Origin of the sequence: Spiroplasma phoeniceum P40, assembly GCF_003339775.1 — a bacterium.
Lineage (GTDB): Bacteria > Bacillota_I > Bacilli_A > Mycoplasmatales > Mycoplasmataceae > Spiroplasma > Spiroplasma phoeniceum.
Map to the genome: position 1 here is coordinate 1,646,328 of NZ_CP031088.1, position 17,577 is coordinate 1,663,904.

The 17,577-nt window shown below is 24.2% G+C and carries 29 protein-coding genes and 1 tRNA gene; 15 read left to right on the top strand and 15 right to left on the bottom strand.

Annotation, left to right across the window (positions count from 1 at the left end; genetic code table 4):
• Positions 1-20 precede the first annotated feature (20 nt).
• The 6 genes from SDAV_RS12300 (at position 21) to SDAV_RS10045 (ending at position 3,332) form a co-directional block, all read left to right on the top strand.
• A complete protein-coding gene (locus SDAV_RS12300) occupies positions 21-182 on the top strand; it encodes a hypothetical protein (protein ID WP_186823382.1) in 162 nt (53 codons plus the stop codon).
• Positions 183-335: 153 nt separating this feature from the next.
• On the top strand, positions 336-527 hold the full coding sequence (locus tag SDAV_RS10030) for a hypothetical protein (RefSeq protein WP_114565469.1): 192 nt from the start codon (positions 336-338) through the stop codon (positions 525-527).
• Between the two features lie 365 nt (positions 528-892).
• On the top strand, positions 893-2,239 hold the full coding sequence (locus tag SDAV_RS10035; RefSeq protein ID WP_114565470.1) for a hypothetical protein: 1,347 nt from the start codon (positions 893-895) through the stop codon (positions 2,237-2,239).
• Between the two features lie 2 nt (positions 2,240-2,241).
• The gene (locus SDAV_RS12305; RefSeq protein ID WP_186823383.1) at positions 2,242-2,415 is read left to right on the top strand and encodes a hypothetical protein; all 174 of its coding nucleotides are present in this window, start codon (positions 2,242-2,244) and stop codon (positions 2,413-2,415) included.
• Complete coding sequence (locus tag SDAV_RS10040) at positions 2,405-2,845, top strand: hypothetical protein (protein ID WP_114565471.1); 441 nt, start codon at positions 2,405-2,407, stop codon at positions 2,843-2,845. The genes SDAV_RS12305 and SDAV_RS10040 overlap by 11 nt, the downstream gene beginning before the upstream one ends.
• 67 nt (positions 2,846-2,912) lie before the next feature.
• Positions 2,913-3,332, top strand: coding sequence for a hypothetical protein (locus SDAV_RS10045; protein WP_114565472.1), 420 nt, complete (start codon positions 2,913-2,915; stop codon positions 3,330-3,332).
• A 17-nt stretch (positions 3,333-3,349) separates the two neighbouring features.
• Here the strand turns inward: SDAV_RS10045 and SDAV_RS10050 are convergent, their stop codons facing one another.
• The 14 genes from SDAV_RS10050 to SDAV_RS10100 form a co-directional block, all read right to left on the bottom strand.
• Positions 3,350-3,550, bottom strand: coding sequence for a hypothetical protein (locus SDAV_RS10050; protein ID WP_114565473.1), 201 nt, complete (start codon positions 3,548-3,550; stop codon positions 3,350-3,352).
• 4 nt (positions 3,551-3,554) lie between these two features.
• Positions 3,555-4,052, bottom strand: coding sequence for a hypothetical protein (locus SDAV_RS10055; RefSeq protein ID WP_114565056.1), 498 nt, complete (start codon positions 4,050-4,052; stop codon positions 3,555-3,557).
• Positions 4,052-4,723 carry an ERF family protein gene (locus SDAV_RS10060; RefSeq protein WP_114564604.1) on the bottom strand — a complete coding sequence of 224 codons (672 nt, stop codon included), beginning with the start codon at positions 4,721-4,723 and terminating at the stop codon, positions 4,052-4,054. The genes SDAV_RS10055 and SDAV_RS10060 overlap by 1 nt, the downstream gene beginning before the upstream one ends.
• A complete protein-coding gene (locus SDAV_RS10065; RefSeq protein WP_114564605.1) occupies positions 4,707-5,360 on the bottom strand; it encodes a hypothetical protein in 654 nt (217 codons plus the stop codon). The genes SDAV_RS10060 and SDAV_RS10065 overlap by 17 nt, the downstream gene beginning before the upstream one ends.
• Positions 5,351-5,776, bottom strand: a complete 426-nt coding sequence (locus SDAV_RS10070) for a single-stranded DNA-binding protein (RefSeq protein WP_114564606.1) — start codon at positions 5,774-5,776, stop codon at positions 5,351-5,353. Before SDAV_RS10070 ends, SDAV_RS10065 begins: the two co-directional genes overlap by 10 nt.
• Positions 5,776-6,024: a hypothetical protein gene (locus tag SDAV_RS10075; RefSeq protein WP_114564607.1), complete on the bottom strand. Its 249-nt coding sequence runs from the start codon at positions 6,022-6,024 to the stop codon at positions 5,776-5,778. Before SDAV_RS10075 ends, SDAV_RS10070 begins: the two co-directional genes overlap by 1 nt.
• Positions 6,024-6,332, bottom strand: a complete 309-nt coding sequence (locus tag SDAV_RS10080; RefSeq protein ID WP_114565474.1) for a pentapeptide repeat-containing protein — start codon at positions 6,330-6,332, stop codon at positions 6,024-6,026. The genes SDAV_RS10075 and SDAV_RS10080 overlap by 1 nt, the downstream gene beginning before the upstream one ends.
• A gap of 1 nt (position 6,333) precedes the next feature.
• Positions 6,334-6,471 (bottom strand): hypothetical protein, encoded by a 138-nt coding sequence (locus tag SDAV_RS12310; protein WP_157092848.1) that lies wholly within the window; start codon positions 6,469-6,471, stop codon positions 6,334-6,336.
• 1 nt (position 6,472) lies between these two features.
• Positions 6,473-6,808, bottom strand: a complete 336-nt coding sequence (locus SDAV_RS10085; protein ID WP_114564119.1) for a hypothetical protein — start codon at positions 6,806-6,808, stop codon at positions 6,473-6,475.
• A 1-nt stretch (position 6,809) separates the two neighbouring features.
• The gene (locus tag SDAV_RS12315) at positions 6,810-6,980 is read right to left on the bottom strand and encodes a hypothetical protein (protein WP_186823384.1); all 171 of its coding nucleotides are present in this window, start codon (positions 6,978-6,980) and stop codon (positions 6,810-6,812) included.
• 154 nt (positions 6,981-7,134) lie between these two features.
• Positions 7,135-7,263: a hypothetical protein gene (locus SDAV_RS14185; RefSeq protein WP_281268803.1), complete on the bottom strand. Its 129-nt coding sequence runs from the start codon at positions 7,261-7,263 to the stop codon at positions 7,135-7,137.
• A 9-nt stretch (positions 7,264-7,272) separates the two neighbouring features.
• The gene (locus SDAV_RS10090) at positions 7,273-7,554 is read right to left on the bottom strand and encodes a hypothetical protein (protein WP_114564609.1); all 282 of its coding nucleotides are present in this window, start codon (positions 7,552-7,554) and stop codon (positions 7,273-7,275) included.
• Between the two features lie 516 nt (positions 7,555-8,070).
• Positions 8,071-8,307 carry a hypothetical protein gene (locus SDAV_RS10095; RefSeq protein WP_114565475.1) on the bottom strand — a complete coding sequence of 79 codons (237 nt, stop codon included), beginning with the start codon at positions 8,305-8,307 and terminating at the stop codon, positions 8,071-8,073.
• Positions 8,308-8,571: 264 nt separating this feature from the next.
• On the bottom strand, positions 8,572-9,555 hold the full coding sequence (locus tag SDAV_RS10100; RefSeq protein WP_114564589.1) for an IS30 family transposase: 984 nt from the start codon (positions 9,553-9,555) through the stop codon (positions 8,572-8,574).
• 309 nt (positions 9,556-9,864) lie between these two features.
• Between SDAV_RS10100 and SDAV_RS10105 the strand changes: the two genes are divergently transcribed.
• From SDAV_RS10105 to SDAV_RS10135, 9 genes are all read left to right on the top strand, one after another.
• Entirely contained in the window at positions 9,865-10,203 is a 339-nt protein-coding gene (locus SDAV_RS10105) for a hypothetical protein (RefSeq protein ID WP_114565458.1), read from the top strand.
• Positions 10,196-11,659 (top strand): PBSX family phage terminase large subunit, encoded by a 1,464-nt coding sequence (locus SDAV_RS10110; protein WP_186823380.1) that lies wholly within the window; start codon positions 10,196-10,198, stop codon positions 11,657-11,659. The genes SDAV_RS10105 and SDAV_RS10110 overlap by 8 nt, the downstream gene beginning before the upstream one ends.
• A gap of 1 nt (position 11,660) precedes the next feature.
• Positions 11,661-11,846, top strand: a complete 186-nt coding sequence (locus SDAV_RS10115; RefSeq protein ID WP_053390862.1) for a hypothetical protein — start codon at positions 11,661-11,663, stop codon at positions 11,844-11,846.
• Positions 11,839-13,185 carry a hypothetical protein gene (locus tag SDAV_RS10120; RefSeq protein WP_114565460.1) on the top strand — a complete coding sequence of 449 codons (1,347 nt, stop codon included), beginning with the start codon at positions 11,839-11,841 and terminating at the stop codon, positions 13,183-13,185. Before SDAV_RS10115 ends, SDAV_RS10120 begins: the two co-directional genes overlap by 8 nt.
• Positions 13,166-15,679: a hypothetical protein gene (locus SDAV_RS10125; protein WP_114565476.1), complete on the top strand. Its 2,514-nt coding sequence runs from the start codon at positions 13,166-13,168 to the stop codon at positions 15,677-15,679. The genes SDAV_RS10120 and SDAV_RS10125 overlap by 20 nt, the downstream gene beginning before the upstream one ends.
• 112 nt (positions 15,680-15,791) lie before the next feature.
• Positions 15,792-15,968, top strand: coding sequence for a hypothetical protein (locus SDAV_RS12320; protein ID WP_186823385.1), 177 nt, complete (start codon positions 15,792-15,794; stop codon positions 15,966-15,968).
• A 21-nt stretch (positions 15,969-15,989) separates the two neighbouring features.
• Entirely contained in the window at positions 15,990-16,145 is a 156-nt protein-coding gene (locus SDAV_RS12325; RefSeq protein ID WP_186823386.1) for a hypothetical protein, read from the top strand.
• A gap of 77 nt (positions 16,146-16,222) precedes the next feature.
• Positions 16,223-16,750, top strand: a complete 528-nt coding sequence (locus tag SDAV_RS10130; protein WP_114565462.1) for a lipoprotein — start codon at positions 16,223-16,225, stop codon at positions 16,748-16,750.
• A 1-nt stretch (position 16,751) separates the two neighbouring features.
• The gene (locus SDAV_RS10135; RefSeq protein WP_114565463.1) at positions 16,752-16,997 is read left to right on the top strand and encodes a hypothetical protein; all 246 of its coding nucleotides are present in this window, start codon (positions 16,752-16,754) and stop codon (positions 16,995-16,997) included.
• Between the two features lie 334 nt (positions 16,998-17,331).
• On the opposite strand, the gene SDAV_RS10140 is transcribed toward SDAV_RS10135, so the two are convergent.
• Positions 17,332-17,422, bottom strand: a tRNA-Ser gene (locus SDAV_RS10140).
• Positions 17,423-17,577 lie beyond the last annotated feature (155 nt).

Sequence of the window (17,577 nt, forward strand, 5' to 3'; positions counted from 1 at the left end):
AAACTACCTTTTATTGTTTAATGTTAAAATTAATTAGATTATTAACTGCTGCTTTACAAGATACTAAAATTGGTGAATTATTAAAAGATGGTTTAAAAAAGTATGGCATTATTAAAAAGAAACTTCTCAATTTAAAAAATTATATAATTGAACAGACCCAAGGAACGTTTTACAATATTTAAAAAAGGCAACAAAACAAGAAATTAATTCTTTATTAGATAAAAATAGAAAAAAGAAGTTTAGAACAAGGGAAAAATTTATTTAATGAGCAATATCAAGATTCAAAAGAATGAGTTAATATTCAATCTAGTTGAATTAAATATGGTAAGTTTGAAATGACAAATAAAATTACTAATACGGGTAATGCTACGTTTTTATTTCAACCAAAGGTAAAAGTATATGGACCTTATACTTATCCTTCAATGCCGGCTGATGTTTGATTAGCAATAAAAAATGCTAATGCTAATGCTGGGACTTTATTTTGAAGAATTTTGATTAAGAGTATGATTACCAAGTATGATTCGTAAACATGTTAAAGAAGGTTTAAAAAAATAAAGGTATTTATTATGGCAAAATATCAAAAAACTTTATAAATGCAAAAGATATTAATGATTTAAGAAAATACATTAGAAAACTTGAACAAGGTTTTTATCGTAATATTGGTCATGATAAACGAAGAACTGTTAATCAAATTGGTACTTATAAGTGAAAACAAAATCAAGCACAACAATTTAGAAAAAAAAGAAGAGAATATTTATCACAATTTTCTAAAATAAATAAACCAATACAATTTGTTAATTTTACTAAAAAAAACACAAAAAGTATTAAGAAATATTAAAATTGAAGGTAAAAAAATACAAAAAAATATTAAATATGTAAGGAGGGCTACATAATGGCAATACAATTAAAAGATATTGTTAATAAGTGAATGTATATATCAATTCAAGAATTAAAAGAATCTGGTTTTTGAACAAATGATTTTGAAGATAATAAACAAACTTATAGTGATGAATGAATTAAAAAAGCAATTAATTTAAGTTCAGTTAAAATTAATGATTGGACTGGTGGTTATATTGGATATGCCGATAATATTAATAATTTAACAGAAGAACAACAAATTGCTGTTAAATGAGCAACTGCTATTTATACTTTACATTGATTATCAAAAGGAACTGAATATCTTTTACAAGCAACAACTTTTTCACAAGGTAGTCAATCATACAATATTGATGTACCACAAGATATGCAATTTGTACCTGATGAAGTACAAAAAATATTAATTAATGCTGGTTTATATGAAAATATTCGATTTGCTAATTTAAAAGAAAAAGATAATTCTTGATTTGGTAATGATTGAAGATATGAATTTGATGAAGGAAGTGGATATGCTAGTTATGATTGAGTAAAAAATAATTATATTTCCAACAATAATATTACTTCAAGTGATAATTCAATTTTAATTAATTTTATAAATAAAATTGATTCTGTTCCTAAAAAATTAGATTTAAAAGTTAATAATATTTCCGTTAAACTGGATAATAAAAGTATTATATATAATTCTAATAATGAATTATCAGTGCCTTTTGATAATGATACGATTTATTATGAAAATAATGTATGAAAAGCAAAACAAGGTGGTGATATACCATCTGATGTTATTAAAGATAGTGATTTAAATAAAGATTATATTGATAAAGAAGATGGAAAATATATTGTTAAAAAAGCACAAAGTGGTAGTTCAATAACAGTTAATGCCCCATTACATCAAAAAGATGATAGTAGTTTAGAATTATTATTATCAGATGAATTTGGTGTTAAAAATAATAAATTATCTTTAAATCAAAGTTTTAAAGATACTTTTGAACAAGTAATAAAATGAATATTTGATATAGGTAAAAAAATAAAATGAGAAAAAGTAAGTATATCTTATACACCTGATAGTGCTAAGTATATTGATATTCCTGAATTTTCAGAAGAATATCGTTATCAAGTTTGATTATCACCAACTAATCGTAAAGGTGCTGAAGGTATGTTATGACTTGAACCACCTTATTTTACAGAAACAAAAGAAAATAAAACTTTATCTAAACATCAAGCAACTTGTTTTATTGATGATTTCGATAAAACCCCTTATAGTATTGCTTTATATAGTGCTAGTGGTCGGATTTATTTAACTAATGGTTCAGAGGGTTCTAATATACCAATTAATAGTGTTCGTATTTTTCGACAAGAGGTGTAAATATGATAGATAAAGAAAATATTATTATTAAAAATGAAAATGGTACTTATTGACAAAGATTAGGTTTTGAACAAAGAAATCCAAGTCAAAGTTTTAAAGCATGAAAAAATCGTAAGTTTTTAAAATATGATAAATATCCATTTCATATTAAAAAAAGCATATATTATGCGATATAATGCACTGTCAATTTTATATCATACTCCATTTTTAAGTTTATATGGATTATTTTTTACTAGTTTACATTTTAATTGAATACCAACATTAGAACCAATTAAAGAGTTTATGTTTGGTCAACACAATATAACTGATGGTGGTTTTTTTGGATATACTGGGATTATTATATCTTATCCAATATTACATGGTACTGCTTGATTAACAACAAAAATACCTAAAATACCAGCAATTAAATTACCGATTGGTAAATGTTTAGAGCAAGTTTATAAAATACCAAGTTATATCTTATATTTAATATTATTTGGTTGATTAATATTTCGTAAATATCTTAAAAAACATAATGTTAATATTTGTCATAATTGTAAAAAAACAATAGAACAAGTTAAAAGTTGAAATCAATATTGTCTTAAAAAAAGATGAATAAAAGAATAAGATTTGTTATAATTAAATTGTACGTACGGCAAAATATATAGATTATAAAATAGAAAGGTGGCAATTTATGCTTACATCAACAATTGGAATTATTGTAATTGTTGCTTCTGTTGTAGGTGGGGTTGTTGCTAGTTTATTAATTGGTTATATTAGTAAATTAATTAAAAATAAAGCAATCTCAGTAAAAGCAGAACGCATTACAGATGATTTTAGAGAAAATGCTGAAGAAAAAATCTTTAATAAAATTGAAGATGCATTTGAAAATATTGTGTTAGTTATGAATGATATTAAAAATCATTTTGGTGGTGTTGGTACTCAAAATATTGCTCGTGTTGAAGAAGATATTAATGATTTAAAATTAGCAATTTCTGATTTAGAAAAATATGATAATGAAGAATTAATTGAAGCTACTTTACAACATAAAGCAACAAAACGAGACATTACTCATAAAGCACATAAAGTCGCAGGACTTAAATTAAAAAAATAACCAATTAAGGTTATTTTTTATTTGTTATTTACAATATAATAATTAATAAAATATTCTACTTTTTCTGAAAAAGTATAGTTTTGTGGTAAATTATTTCATATTTTTTCTTGTTCGGTATTTAAGTAAAGATTAACAGTTTTACGAACCATACTAGAATAATATATTTTTCTTCTTTGATTATATTTTTCTTTTCGTTTTTTATTATATGTTTTCTTCATAATATTACCTCTCATAATTAGCAATTATAATTGCATCGCGGAGATGATTACTTATTTTTTCATTATTATAAAATCAACCTTTACCATATTGATAAGTTAAATTAGGATCTTTATCATATTTTCATAAACAACTATTATTATATTTACTTAAATTTTCCATATTTTTAACAACTGATTTAGTATATTTTGGTGATATAAAATTAAAAGTAAATAAAGTATTTTCAATCGCACCCAGTAATCTTAATAAATCATCACGGTCTTTTGAACCATTAGCATTTGTATATAAGCAATCTTCAATATTTCGTATGTCTGATAAAATTTTACCTTTATTTTTTACATAATAATCTGAATATAAATATTCAAGTATAAATCCATCTATAAACTCAAAATGTTCTTTTCAATCTTTATTTTTAAATTCATGCTGTTTAACTAATTTATTATCTTCATAAATAACAATACCAGTAGTACCAGTACCTGATGGGTCAATACCTATTTTTATCATTATTTTAAAAACCTTTCTTTAAATTGATAATAAAAATCTTCACTTTGTTTTTTAATAATAACTGGTTCTAATTTTGTTGCACTTGTAGTTTCTTTAATAAATTTTTTTGCTTCTTCTTTAATATTTATATCTATTTTTGTATTTGTAATAAAATTTTTAATATTATTAAAATGTTCTAAACTCATTGAATTTGGATTATTATTTTCTTTAATAACTTGATTACTATTTTCTTTACTTATTTCAGTACTATCAGGATCTAATTCATCTGTTGCTATACCAAAAGTTTTACATAATCAATAACGAGCTCCATAAGTTAAAGCACTACCAATTGCTTTTGCAATATCTGAATTTTGTGCTGATAAAATAATTCCTAATTCTATTTTTTCACTACCTTTATAAAGTGTTAATAATCCTTTTGAATAATAATTTATTAATTTTCCACCTTTACTACTTTGTGTTTCTGTAAAACTTGGTTCTCCAACTGCTTGAATAGTATAAGTTATACCTTGTTTACGTAATTGTGGTTTTAAGGTTTGATAGAGGTCACTTTCTGTAAAATAATTATAATTATTATGGTCATTTCTGGCATTTTTACCAACAAAAAGATTTATATCAGATTGAATTTCTCCAATACTTTCAATTAAGGTTTTTGTTTTAGTTTCTTGTGGCATTTTCTCACTCCTCTCTTTCTTGTCATATTAAAATGGCTTCTTTAATTTGTTCTAAATCTTGTTTAGTAATATTAACTTTTTCTTTAATTACTATTTTTAATTTTGGATTTATAATTATCATTAATATTTTTTTATTATCTATACAAAAGTTTTTTTCTAATAAATAATAAAGTTTTAATTGTCAAATATAGCGTTCAATATCCGCTTTTTCATTAGAACTTGTAATTTTTCAATCACACATTATATATTCATTATCTGTTGTTATACCAATAAAATCAGTTGTACCACACATTAAAGGACTATAAAGTGTTTTTTCAGTTTCATAATGTCTAAATTTAATATCTTTAAAAGTTTCTTGATATAGTTTTATAAAATTTTTAAATAATTCACGATGTGATTTTATTTCACAATCAATAAATTCAATTAATTCATCATCAAAATTATTTTTTATTCAAACATCAATCATATTATGTATACATATTCCACGATTTTGTGCTAATTTTAAAATATTATCATCAATTTGCGAATAGTCTTTTGGTAATAAAATATTAACAATTTGACTAACACTAGGAATTAAAATGCTATACTTATGTAATTCATCATTATAAATATATAAAGGTTTTAAATCTAATCTCATAAAATTGCTTCATCATTACCAATATTTTGATTATCATTATTAAATAATTCTTTTGTATCAGATGAATTAAATTCTATTTTTTCTTGTGGTTTTTCAGATAAAGTATCTTTTTTTAAATTATTATTAGTTTGTAAAAATTCACAACTATAAACTCTTACCATTCATTGTATTTTATTATCTTTATCTTTATAAGATTGTAAAATACCTGTAATTGCAATTTGACTACCTTTTTGACAATATTGTTGTAATAAATTTGCTTGTTTATTTCAAACTTGACAAGGAATAAAATCAGTTTCTTTTTGGGTTGAATGTGGTCTTGCTACTGCTAATTGAAACATAGCATATTCTTTCCCATTTTGAGTTTTCTTAATTTCAATATCTTTTGTTGTTCTTCCAATTCCAATAAATTTATTCATTATTCATCCTCCTTACTAGGTAATTTGTCATATTTAGAATTATCTTTAAGATAAAATGTTATTCCATTATCGCAGCAAATTGAACTATGTTCTCATAAACAAGTTACTTTTTGAAAATCTTCTTTATATAATATTTGTTGTTTTAATTCTGTAAGTTCTTCTTTAAGTACATCATTATCACAAAATAAACAATAATCAGAGTTAATTTGATTAACAGGGCATTGACATTTTTTACAATATTTTGCCATTATTCATCCTCCTTAATAACAGTTAATTGGTCTAATTGTTTTTTTGTAATTCTAACACCTCTTAAATTAGCACCTTGTAAATCAGCACCTCGTAAACTAGCGCCAGATAAATCAGCACGATATAAATCAGCTTCTATTAAAACAGCATCTCGTAAATCAGCCCAACATAAATCAGCACATTGTAAATCAGCTTCTAATAAATCAGCACCTCGTAAATCTAATGTTTTACTTTCTAAATATTTACTGATTTGATTTTGTTCAACATCAATTCCTGTTAAATCTTTAATTAAATCTTGTAATGTTTTCATTTTATAATTCCTCCAAATTCTTTTCTGCAATTAAAGTATCAATATAGTCATAAGCACTTTCTTCTGAATGACATTCTTCTAATGCTTCATTAAATAAATCTTCTTTTGTGTAAACTTTGCCATCTTCATCTTTTCACATATTATTTATTCTCCTTTAATATAAGTTCTAATAATTTAATAGTTTTTTTATGATTTTCAATGCTTTCAGTATATGGTTTACACATATTTAAACTTTTTTTAAGATATCCATTAAGATTTTCAATGCTTTTTTCCCTATTTTTTATTAATTCATTTATTGATACATAGTCGTCGCTACTTGATATTTCTAACAAGAAATTACCATCATTATCAATAATATTAATAGCGGTATCTTTATTTTGTTCTTGTGATGAAATTTTATAGCAGTACTCATCATCTAATTTATTAATAATTTCTTTTTGAAATTCTGATAATTGTAAATTTCTAATTTCTTTCATATTATTTATCTCCTTGTCATTTAATATTTTCGTTTTCTAAATCAATAATGGTTGTTAATCATTCATTTTCATTTTCAACACTAGCAGTAAGTTTTGCTTCTTTTAATGTATAAAACGATTTAGTTAGAACTTCATTTTCAAATTTCATTACTAATAAGTATCTTTTTTCCATAATTTTATTCCTTCCTACTTTTAATCTTTTTAATTATTTTTTTAGTTTTAATGACTTGGATTATTCCATATATTGTAAAAGGTAATGACACTAAGCATGAAATAATATTTATTATGATTATTATTAATGTTCATATACTCATATTTAATTCCTCCTAATTCTTTTTATTTAATGCTCAATGTTCATCAGTAATTTCATTGTGGGTAGGGATATATTTATTTTGTTTATCACATTTAAAGCAATAACCTCAATATCTTTTTTTAAGACAATATTTCTTTTTCATCTTTACCTCCTAAATTATTCCTTTTATTTTTTTCTCAAATTGTAATATTTTTCATCCATCTGATGCTAAATCTAAAATATCGTTAATTTTGTAATGTTCCATATAAGACGCAATAACACCTCATTTATCTTTAAATAAATTTAAGTACATTTTTGCTCATTCTAAACATTGAAAATCATAATGTTTTTTATGATGTAAAATACGACAATCAATAGGTTGACAATTAACTCAATCAAAAGATGTTGTTATTTCATCTCAAGTTTTATTAATATATTTACTTTTATATTCCATCATTTTTTCTCCTATCTTTAACTCGCTGGCACTCACTCCCAAGTGAAAGTGCCGAAGCGATAATTAGTTATATAAGTATTTATCTATTTATTTACTACGCCATCCGCTTTACTGGGGTAAGCGGTGGCGGTGTTATGTTTGTTTTAGCATCTATTAAAAATCTGCAACTATATTTTTAAATTAGACGCCAGACATATATATGTCTTCCTTCTCCGTTCCTTTTTCAAGGAGGCAACGCTCAGTTTTTGAAATTAAATTTACTCGCATCAATTTGAAGGACCTAATGCTAATCGCAAATTTAATTGTTTGTGTCACCATCTCTATTTTTATTGTGGTTTGATGTTAGCCTTGGACACATCACCACTATCGCAAGTTATTAAAAATAATAACCAACGCCGATTTACCTCTTTCCTCATACACTATTTCAGTACTTGCCTCGGACGGCTGTGGGAATGAGTTAATACTCATGTTCTTATGGAAGCACTTAGTTATTTAAAATAACCGTCCCACTCTGCATTAAGTTGTTTTATAAAATCAAATTTTTAATGAACCAGTTTCATAATCAAAGATAATTTTTGAATTTTCTAGTTTTTGATAAAATTGTTGTTGTGTTTTATCTTTTACCTTATTCAATAAATTTCTATGTTTTTCACAAGTTCATAAAACTTTATTTGATACAAATTCTTCGGTGATGAATGATGATAATTTATAACAATCATTAACATCACATATTTTTTGTTGTTTAATTATCATTACCTCCTTTTAGGAGTTGTTTTATTTCAAATAAAAAAACAACCCTTTAACAAGAGTTGCTTTTTTGCCGCTTCATCGTACATTATACATTATGTATTATGTAAATTCAAGTAGCAAAATCTGTCTCTTGTTAATTTGATAATAACATCATTTTTAACAAATGCAACTCTTTTTTTAAAAAAATAAAATATTTTATAAATATAGCTTAATTTAACCATATTTAAGCACACTAAAAAAGCATTTATTAAATTTTAATTAATAAATTTACTTAATATTCTGTAAAAACATTTCTTTTGCACTTATTCAATTTAAACACGGTCGGAGTTTATCATTTATAACATTAACTACTCAATCAATTTGTTTTTGACTAACATTATTAAAATCAGTGTCCTTAGGAAAGCGTTTTCTAAATTCACGGTTAATTCTTTCAATTAAGGGTTTTTGTTTTGGTGAACCAGGGTCACAATAATAAACATTAGAACCAGTAATCTTTTCCATCTCTTCAAATTTACTAAATTCTTTACCTCTATCTGTTATTATTCCTTTAATTTTTCCAATTAAATTATTACTTATAACAATATCTTTAAACTTTTCTACAACTTCATTAGCAGTATGATTTTCTAATTTCATAGCAAAGTATTTTTTACTTGATTGTTCTACTAAAACTAAAACAGCAGATTTATGGTCTTTTCCAACAACTGTATCCGCTTCAAGTCATCCAACATTAGAAACTTTATTTTCAATATCTCAAATTGACTTAAATCTTTCATCTAATTTGCCACGATTATCAGGTCTTTTCTTTGTTCTATTTCTTCTACCACCATTTAATAAATTTTTCTTTAACAAACCCAAAAGACCTAAATAAATTCATTTATACAATGTTTTTACACAAACGGGAAATTTAATCCCAAACTTTATTAAAAAACGCTGAATAATTTCTGCTGGTGAATCATGATAAGCATTAAATCTCAGATGAATGAAATTTAATTGCTCTTCTGTAAATTCAGGTAGTTTTTTAATACATTTTTTACGCTTTTTATAATAATCTTTTTGTGCTTCTATTGCTATATAATCTTCTATATTTTTAAATCGCTTAATTTCTCTTTTAACAGTATTCACACTGCGATTTGTTTGTCTTGCAATTTCAGATAAATTAAGCGTACCATTTTTCTTTTTACAACTATCAGATAAAAATAAATCCTTAAATAAATTTCGTTCATCATATTTTAGATGTGTATAATCTTTCATATATTCTGTCTCCAATCTTTTTAAAATTATTTATACACTATTTTTAAAAAACTATTGACAATTATTTTTAAAGTTATACAATTAATTTATAACAAGTTGCGAATATCTGTCTCTATACTTGTTTTACAAAAAAAGACTTGAAAAAGTCTTTTTTTAATTGTAAAATAAACATAATAAAAATAATATTAAGTTCTTTAATACATTTTGCTAAGTTTTTAGTTCTTGATAAGTTTGATAGGTTTTTATACTCTTTTATTTAACCATATTGTTTAAATAATAGCAATTTTAATATGCAAAAAGGAGTAAAAAATGGTAACTTTTAAGACTATTTCAAGTAAAACTAAGGCATTTTTGAAGAAAAAAGACACCAAATTAAGCAATAAAAGAGCATATTTATACTATTTAAAACTACCATTTGATAATTGACAAGATGAAGTTGATACAAAAACCGCTTATTTTATTAAAAATACAATAAATCAATTAGAAATAGAATTGGAATTGGCTTTATTAAATGACAAATATGGCGGGGGGAAGAAAATATATGTTGAGAAATATGTTAAAGATACAAATATAAATAATGCTAATATTGTTATTAATTTTGATAATGTTGATTTACCTAAAATAAATGAGGTGATTAAAGATGCTTAAACATTTTTTACATTTAGATGAAATTCCAAGATGATTTTATCAACAACATGTTCCTAATGCACCGTGAAAAGAAATATATAATCCTGCTGATGAATATAATGAAATAGGAAGTCGTTATAGTGCTAAAACTTTTATGATAAAAGATAATGTAGTTGGCAAATGCTGTGCTATATCATTATTGGTTGGTAAGCCAATATTTATTATTGCTGTTATGAAAATGAATAAAGATATTAGAAATGGAGTATTTAAAAATATTCAAAATACTCTTAATGATATGAATATTAATTATAAAGTTAATTTATCTGAGAATTCTTTTACATTAGATAATGGTACTTATATTATTTGTAAAGGTTTACATTCACAAACTAAAAGAGAAAAATTAAAAGCATTTGCTGATTTAAATAATTATGAATTTGCTATTGAATGAAGAGAAGAAGCAGACCAATTAACAAAAGATGATATGAGTGAATTAAAATATGCTATTCGTGGTGCTAAAAGAAAATTTATTATTAATTCATCTAATCCTGAATCATTACACCGTTATATTATTAAATATTGTAATGAAATAATGTTATTTAATGAACAAATATTATTATCTAAATATCCTGATCAAATAGGTAAATTTAAAATTAATTATTATGAAAAGAATAAAAAACTTACTAAAACAGTAATAATACATTATTCTAGTTGAAGACTTAATCCTTATTTAGATGATAATGTAATTCTTGACCAATTAGAAACAGAAAAATTAGACCCAGTTAGAGCAAGAGTATGAAGTTGAGGATTACCTGGGCAAGTACAAGGTGCTGTTTTTGCTAGATATCTTAAATTTACTAAATTAACTTGAAATTTTGACAAAATATTAGGTGGTGTTGATTTTGCCCAAGCAGATAGTCCTAATGGACATAAAACAAGTGCTAGTTTATGAGTATATAATTCAACTTTAAAAAAAGTACATAAAATAGGTAAATATACACATTCTAATGCAACAATGGAATATAAAGATACATTTGAACAAGCAAATGATATTATTCAATTTTATTTATCTAGTTTAAAAAATAGTACTATTTTTATTGAAAGTGGTTTAACTATTAATGTTGATTATGGTGCTGGTGGTAGAGCATTTATTGATGTTCTTAATAAAGAAAAAATAAAATATAGATATGGTAAATTATTAAGATTTGAAGAAGTTGATAAAAGTATCTGGTCAGTTACTAATAGAGTTAATTCATTTATTGCAGCAATGATTAGTGATAAAATGACCCATGATTTAATACTAGAAGAAAGTAATACTGAATATCCAATGATTCAATGAAAAGAAAAACCTAATGGTGGAAAAGAAGAAATAGTTGATTTATATGATGATGAATTTGATGCTGATTATTATGCATTATCAGAATATATAAGAGAGATTGTTCAATCATCAACTAATAGATTAATAAGGGAGTATATTTAAAATGTATATATATTTAATTGATATGGATAAAATTATTGGAAAATATAAAAAGAATGTTCCTAAAAATAATATTTTTGTTTATAAATATAAAAATGATTATAAAGTTTTAAAAGTAGATAAAGTAGAAAAAGACAGTAAGATATTAATTTGTCATCTTGCTAGATTAGGAGTAAATAAAAATGAATAATAATATAAATAATTGATTATCATTTAATAATCGTGATTGAAAAATAAATGTGCCTTTAATTGTTGCACAAAGAAAAGTAAGAATGGAAATTGGGCGTGGTTTACTTTGTGATAGTGAAAATGAACAAGCATTAATACATTGACAAAATTGATATCATAAAAGAAAAATTTATGAAAAATTAATTAAAATGTCATGAACTAAATCATTATTAGGTGTTGCTGTTATGTTTATATATGAAACACATGATGGTGATTTAGATGTTATGTTAGGAACAGCATTATTTACTAATTTTGTATCAAAAATTAATGAAGAAGAGCAAGCAGCAGATATTTGAATATTACCAAATCAAGATGATACTGGTTATATCTTTCATGTTGTTATTAATGATAAATATATTCAAATTGATTCATATCCTAATGATGAAAATACTCAAGCAGGTGCAACTACTGGAAAAATAGATAAAAGTTTAAGAATTGAAAAAAGAACTTATATTAATAAATTAGGTCGTTTTCCATTAATTCAAATTCCTAATTTTATTCGTGCTAATCAACAAGGTCAAGCATCAAGTACAATGTTAAATGCTTATCCCGATATTTACCCTACTATGTGATTAATTGAAGATTTACAAGATAATTTATTTATTAAAAAGAAAACAAGAAGATTTTCACGAGCAAGAGGTTATATTCAAGCAACAAGTGAAGAAATAGATAATGTAAAAAAGAATAAAAAATCTTGAAATGATTATGAAAGTGATTTTGTTATTCAAAATGTATTAAATAACTATGATGAAAAAGGTGGTGGATCAACTGTTAATTATACTCAAGGACAATATAACTCAAATGATTATAATTTAGATACTGATCATATTTTAAAAAATGTTTTTCGTGGTATTGGTTTAAGTTGACAAGCAGATGAACAAGGAACTTATACTAATCAAAATCAAACATTAATTATGCAAGCAGAAGATATTGAATCACAAGCAGTATGACAAGATTTTTTATTAGATTATTTATATCGTTTATTTGATTGTTGATGAATATTTCATAAATATTGAATTGCTGAAAATAGTAATTGAGATAAAATTGAACGCCCCTATTCATTAAAATTTAAACCAGCAGGAATTATTGACCAAATGCGTTTAGTTGATGTAAATAATACAAGAATAGAAAATGGTACTATGTCTCGTGCAAAATATATTCATATTGTTGATAGTATTCCTATGACATTTGCAATAAAAGAAGTTGAAAAAATTGATAAAGCACAATTAGAAACTAATTCTAAATTTGATTTAGAAAATGATAATACAGGTGGTATAAAAGATGAATTTAAACAAAAATAATAGTAAAGAATTAATACAAATTAATAATCAAGTATTATATACTGCAATGAGAATGGCATCTACTGATAGTAAAGTTATTAAGCGTAAAATCCAAGAATTAGATAAATGATTTATTTTTCCTTTTGTAATTACTAATGGGGTTATTCCATTAACTACAAGTGGATATAAACCAATTAATAGTATTCCGCAAGATTATTCAGATTTTACTTTAGCAATTACTGGTAATGCTACTATTATTGCTCAATGAAAAAATGCTTTTAAATTAAAACAAGTTAATAAAGGAACAGAAGAAAAAAACTTTAAAGATGCTGATAATTTTTATACTAAAATTATTAATCCAATGCATTATCCTACTAATCGTGGTGATATGTATGAAGCATATTTACAAAATAGTACAAGTGGTGCATATTTTTCATCGCAAGGAACGCCTGACCCTATTTTTCAAGGTATTTCAACTCAAAGACAATATACTTTATTATCAACAGATAAACAATTTGGTCAAAATGATGAATTAAACCTTTATGTTGTTTTAAATAAAAATAATGAAAATATTGGTGGAGAAACTATTAATACTTATGAATATAATCAATCTATTCAATGATTATATATTTCTAATATTACAGATTACTATGATCCTTTTGATAATAAAAAGTTTTTATTTCAAGAAATTACATTTAGTAGTGTTAATGACCATTTATCTAAATCAGGTATGGCAATATGACAAAAAATACAACATGGTGCTATTGGTGAAGGTTATTTTTTCCCAAGAATTATTAATGGAATTGTTGATTATGACCCAGTTTTAGCCGAAGATGTTGGTGTTAAATGAATTGATTTAAAAGTATTAGGTTTAACTGCTTTTAGTTCTTTAACTGTTATTGGTCGCCCTATTAAATCAGGACAAATTAATAAAAGAGTATATCAACCACGAGATTTATTATTTTCAGATGAATTAAGTGGAATGCCAGATACTTTATTAACTAATTCTAATCCTGCTAATGTTTTATATAATTTACAAGGATTAAAACCATCTAATCAAACTACTTATGGAGAATGAACTAATATTTTTAATGCATTAGCAGATCCATTAGCAAAGAAAAATGCTGAAGGTGTATTAGGAAGTGATTTAATTGCTACTAGAGCAACAAATCCTAATAAAACACCTTTTTGAGATAGTGGATTACAATTTAAACCTAAAGGTGCTTATGATACGAAACAAATTCGTAAATTTATTTATCAAGACCCAGAATATAAAAAAGTCTCTTTTGGTGTTGCATCATTTGATTATTCACAATTAAAATCTTCATCATTTCATGATATATTAAATGCTAATCGTTATACACATTCATCAATTTCATTATTACCTTGAGATGTTAATGAATTTACTAAATTTAGTCTTAATAATTTACCTATTGTTGGTAAAATAATTTCATTTTTTGATTTAGGTTTACCAGTTAAATTAATGAGTCAAAAAAATACGCAATTAATACCAAAAATAGCACAATTAAATGCTTTTATTGATTATTTAAGTTATGAAATTATTCAAAATAGTTTATGAAAAGATAATAGTGCTGGAAAAGGTAATATTCCTTATGATATGTTTCGTAATGAAACAGAAGACCAAGTTGGTGGTTTAATTGGAAGTAATTCATTAACATTTGGTTGTATGCTTAAATTAACTGATAAAATCAAAACACATTATTATTCTGCAACTGGTCAAGATTTAGGTACAAAAGTTTATTCTACTATTGATTTAGGACAAAATAGAATTAATGTTAATGGTGGTACTGATGAAATTGTAATATTATCACAAGATTTTCAAGCATTAGATAAAGATACACCATTAACTAATTTAGATAATAAATTAGATTTTAATCCAACTACTGATGGAACATTAGAAAGTTATGTAATTGATTTAATTAATTTACAAACTATTGGTAAAACTAATTTTAAAATTACAACATATTCAGAAAATCCATTTACTTTAAATGATAATATTACTGCATTTCAAAATTTTCAAGGTGAATGACAAACAATGGCAAAATTTATTAAACCAAATGGGAATGTACAAGCATGAAATAGTGTTATTAAAACAAGTGCATTAGATTATGATTTATTAGAAGAAACAACATTTTTTTACCCTCAAGCAGTATTGCCACCAGACCCATTTACATATAAACCATATACTGTAAATATATTAGATGCTAATAGAAATTATCCATTAAAAACTAATATTACTGTAAATTCACACTGTATTAATCGTGGTAATTTATTTTTAGATAATTTATATACTTCTTATTATGAATTAGAAGTTGATTTAAAACAAATTAACCCAACAATTACTACTTTAGAACAATTTTTAAATGCTTATTCATCAATTCAATTTAATAATCTTAATAATTTATATGTTTGGTGTATTGAACCAGATATAAAATATTTTATTTCTAATAGAAATGTTAATTTATTAGCTGGGAAAAATAGTTTGCAGCAATAATTTAGGTTTATTATCTAACGTAACTTTAAAAAAAGAAGGTTTATCACAACTTGACAATGTTAATTTTAATGGTAGTTTAATTTATGACCTTGCTAATATAAAAGAAAATAAGATGAAAACATTATTTACTGGTGAAACTACTAATACACCAAGTGAAGATTATAAAAGTATTTATTGGACTGAAAAAAATAGTGGTGTTTTTCAGTTTTTATTGAAAATTTCTGATATTTCTGATAATAAAGTTAAAGAAATATATTTACAGCATATTATACAAATGATATGAAATTAAAAATTAGATTTTTCAAAAAAATTGAAACCAGAATTAATATTTTTAGGTGGTGCTGGATATTGACCTTATTTTGGTAATGATAAAGATTTAACAATAGATATTAATAATCACCTTGTTTTAGGTATTAGAAATAAAAGTATTAACCCTATTAGTATTACAGTTATTCCCAAAAGTTAGGTTTTGATACTTGAATATATATATATATATATATATAATTGTGATTGTAAAAGGATTTAATGAAAGGAATTATAATAATGAAAAAGATATTAAGTCTTTTAGGTACAATCACTTTAATTGGAACAAGTACAACAAGTTTAGTTGCTTGTAATAAAACACAAGAATACACACCCGAAGAATTAAAAGAACTAAAAGAAAAGAATAAAATAGATACTACTAACCAAGAAATTAAAGATAATTTAGAATGAATAGCAGCACAAGAAAAACCATTTAATTCTCAGGGAGATTATAAATATTATATAATTGTATGAAAAGGTGCAAAAAACGATAATTGAACAATTAAAAAATATAAAAATATAGGTTATACTGAAAATAATACAATAAATGGTATTATTAGTTATACTAAAATTGACAAGTCATATAGTGGCGCATTTTTATATAGAAATGAATTTGATTTAGCTGCAAATAAAACAAGAGAACATGCGACTTGAATTGAAGATGATGGAACTTTTTTTAAATCAGTTTATTGCTGAAATGGTGAAGAACAAAAATTACCTAATTTAGTTATTGATGATAATGGTAATGTAAAAGTTAAGGGTGAATAAGATGGCAGTTATTAAAAAATCGTTAGATTGTGAGATGCCTGATTGTAAAGATAAGGTATTAGCAAAATTTAAAAAAGATGAAAATGATAATTTAGTTAGACAAATGCAGGGTGATTGACCTGTGCAGTTGTGTATTAATCATTTTAAAGAATTTCAACTAAAACTTAAAGAAACAATGGTATATATGGAAAAGCAAGATAAAGAATATAAAGATATGCTTAATACTATGATTGTTAAAAAGAATTAAAAAAGAGATTTAATATCTCTTTTTTTGTCGGGCAGCTTGCCTGCTCTCTAAGAACACACCAGCAATTTTGTTTCTAGAAGTATTTACCGACTAGACTCTGACCGACAACAACGATAATCTTGTATATCATCATTATAAATAATTTTTGGAAATTTGCAAGAATATATTTTAATTTCATGATTATTTAATAAGTCTAAATATTTATATATAAATATATTTGTTTGTAAATACCTTTATTACGTGTTTTAAGGGGTATATTAGCAATAAAATATATTAAGTTTAGATTTATATTTATGGAGAATTATGAAATTAAGTAAAAAAAACTCTAGTTAAATGGCGGAACAGGAGAGATTTGAACTCTCACATCGGTTACCCGACCTAACATCTTAGCAGGATGTCCTCTTGTCCAATTTGAGTACTGTTCCATATGGAAATACTAAAAATGTCGTATTTTACAGCATTTCAATTTATTATAACACTTTTATGTTATTTGTTTAGTATTTATATATAAAAAGTATTGTATTGGTAAAATAATAGTGTAAAATAAAGTTAATGGTTTAATCTTTTTCCATAAAAAGAG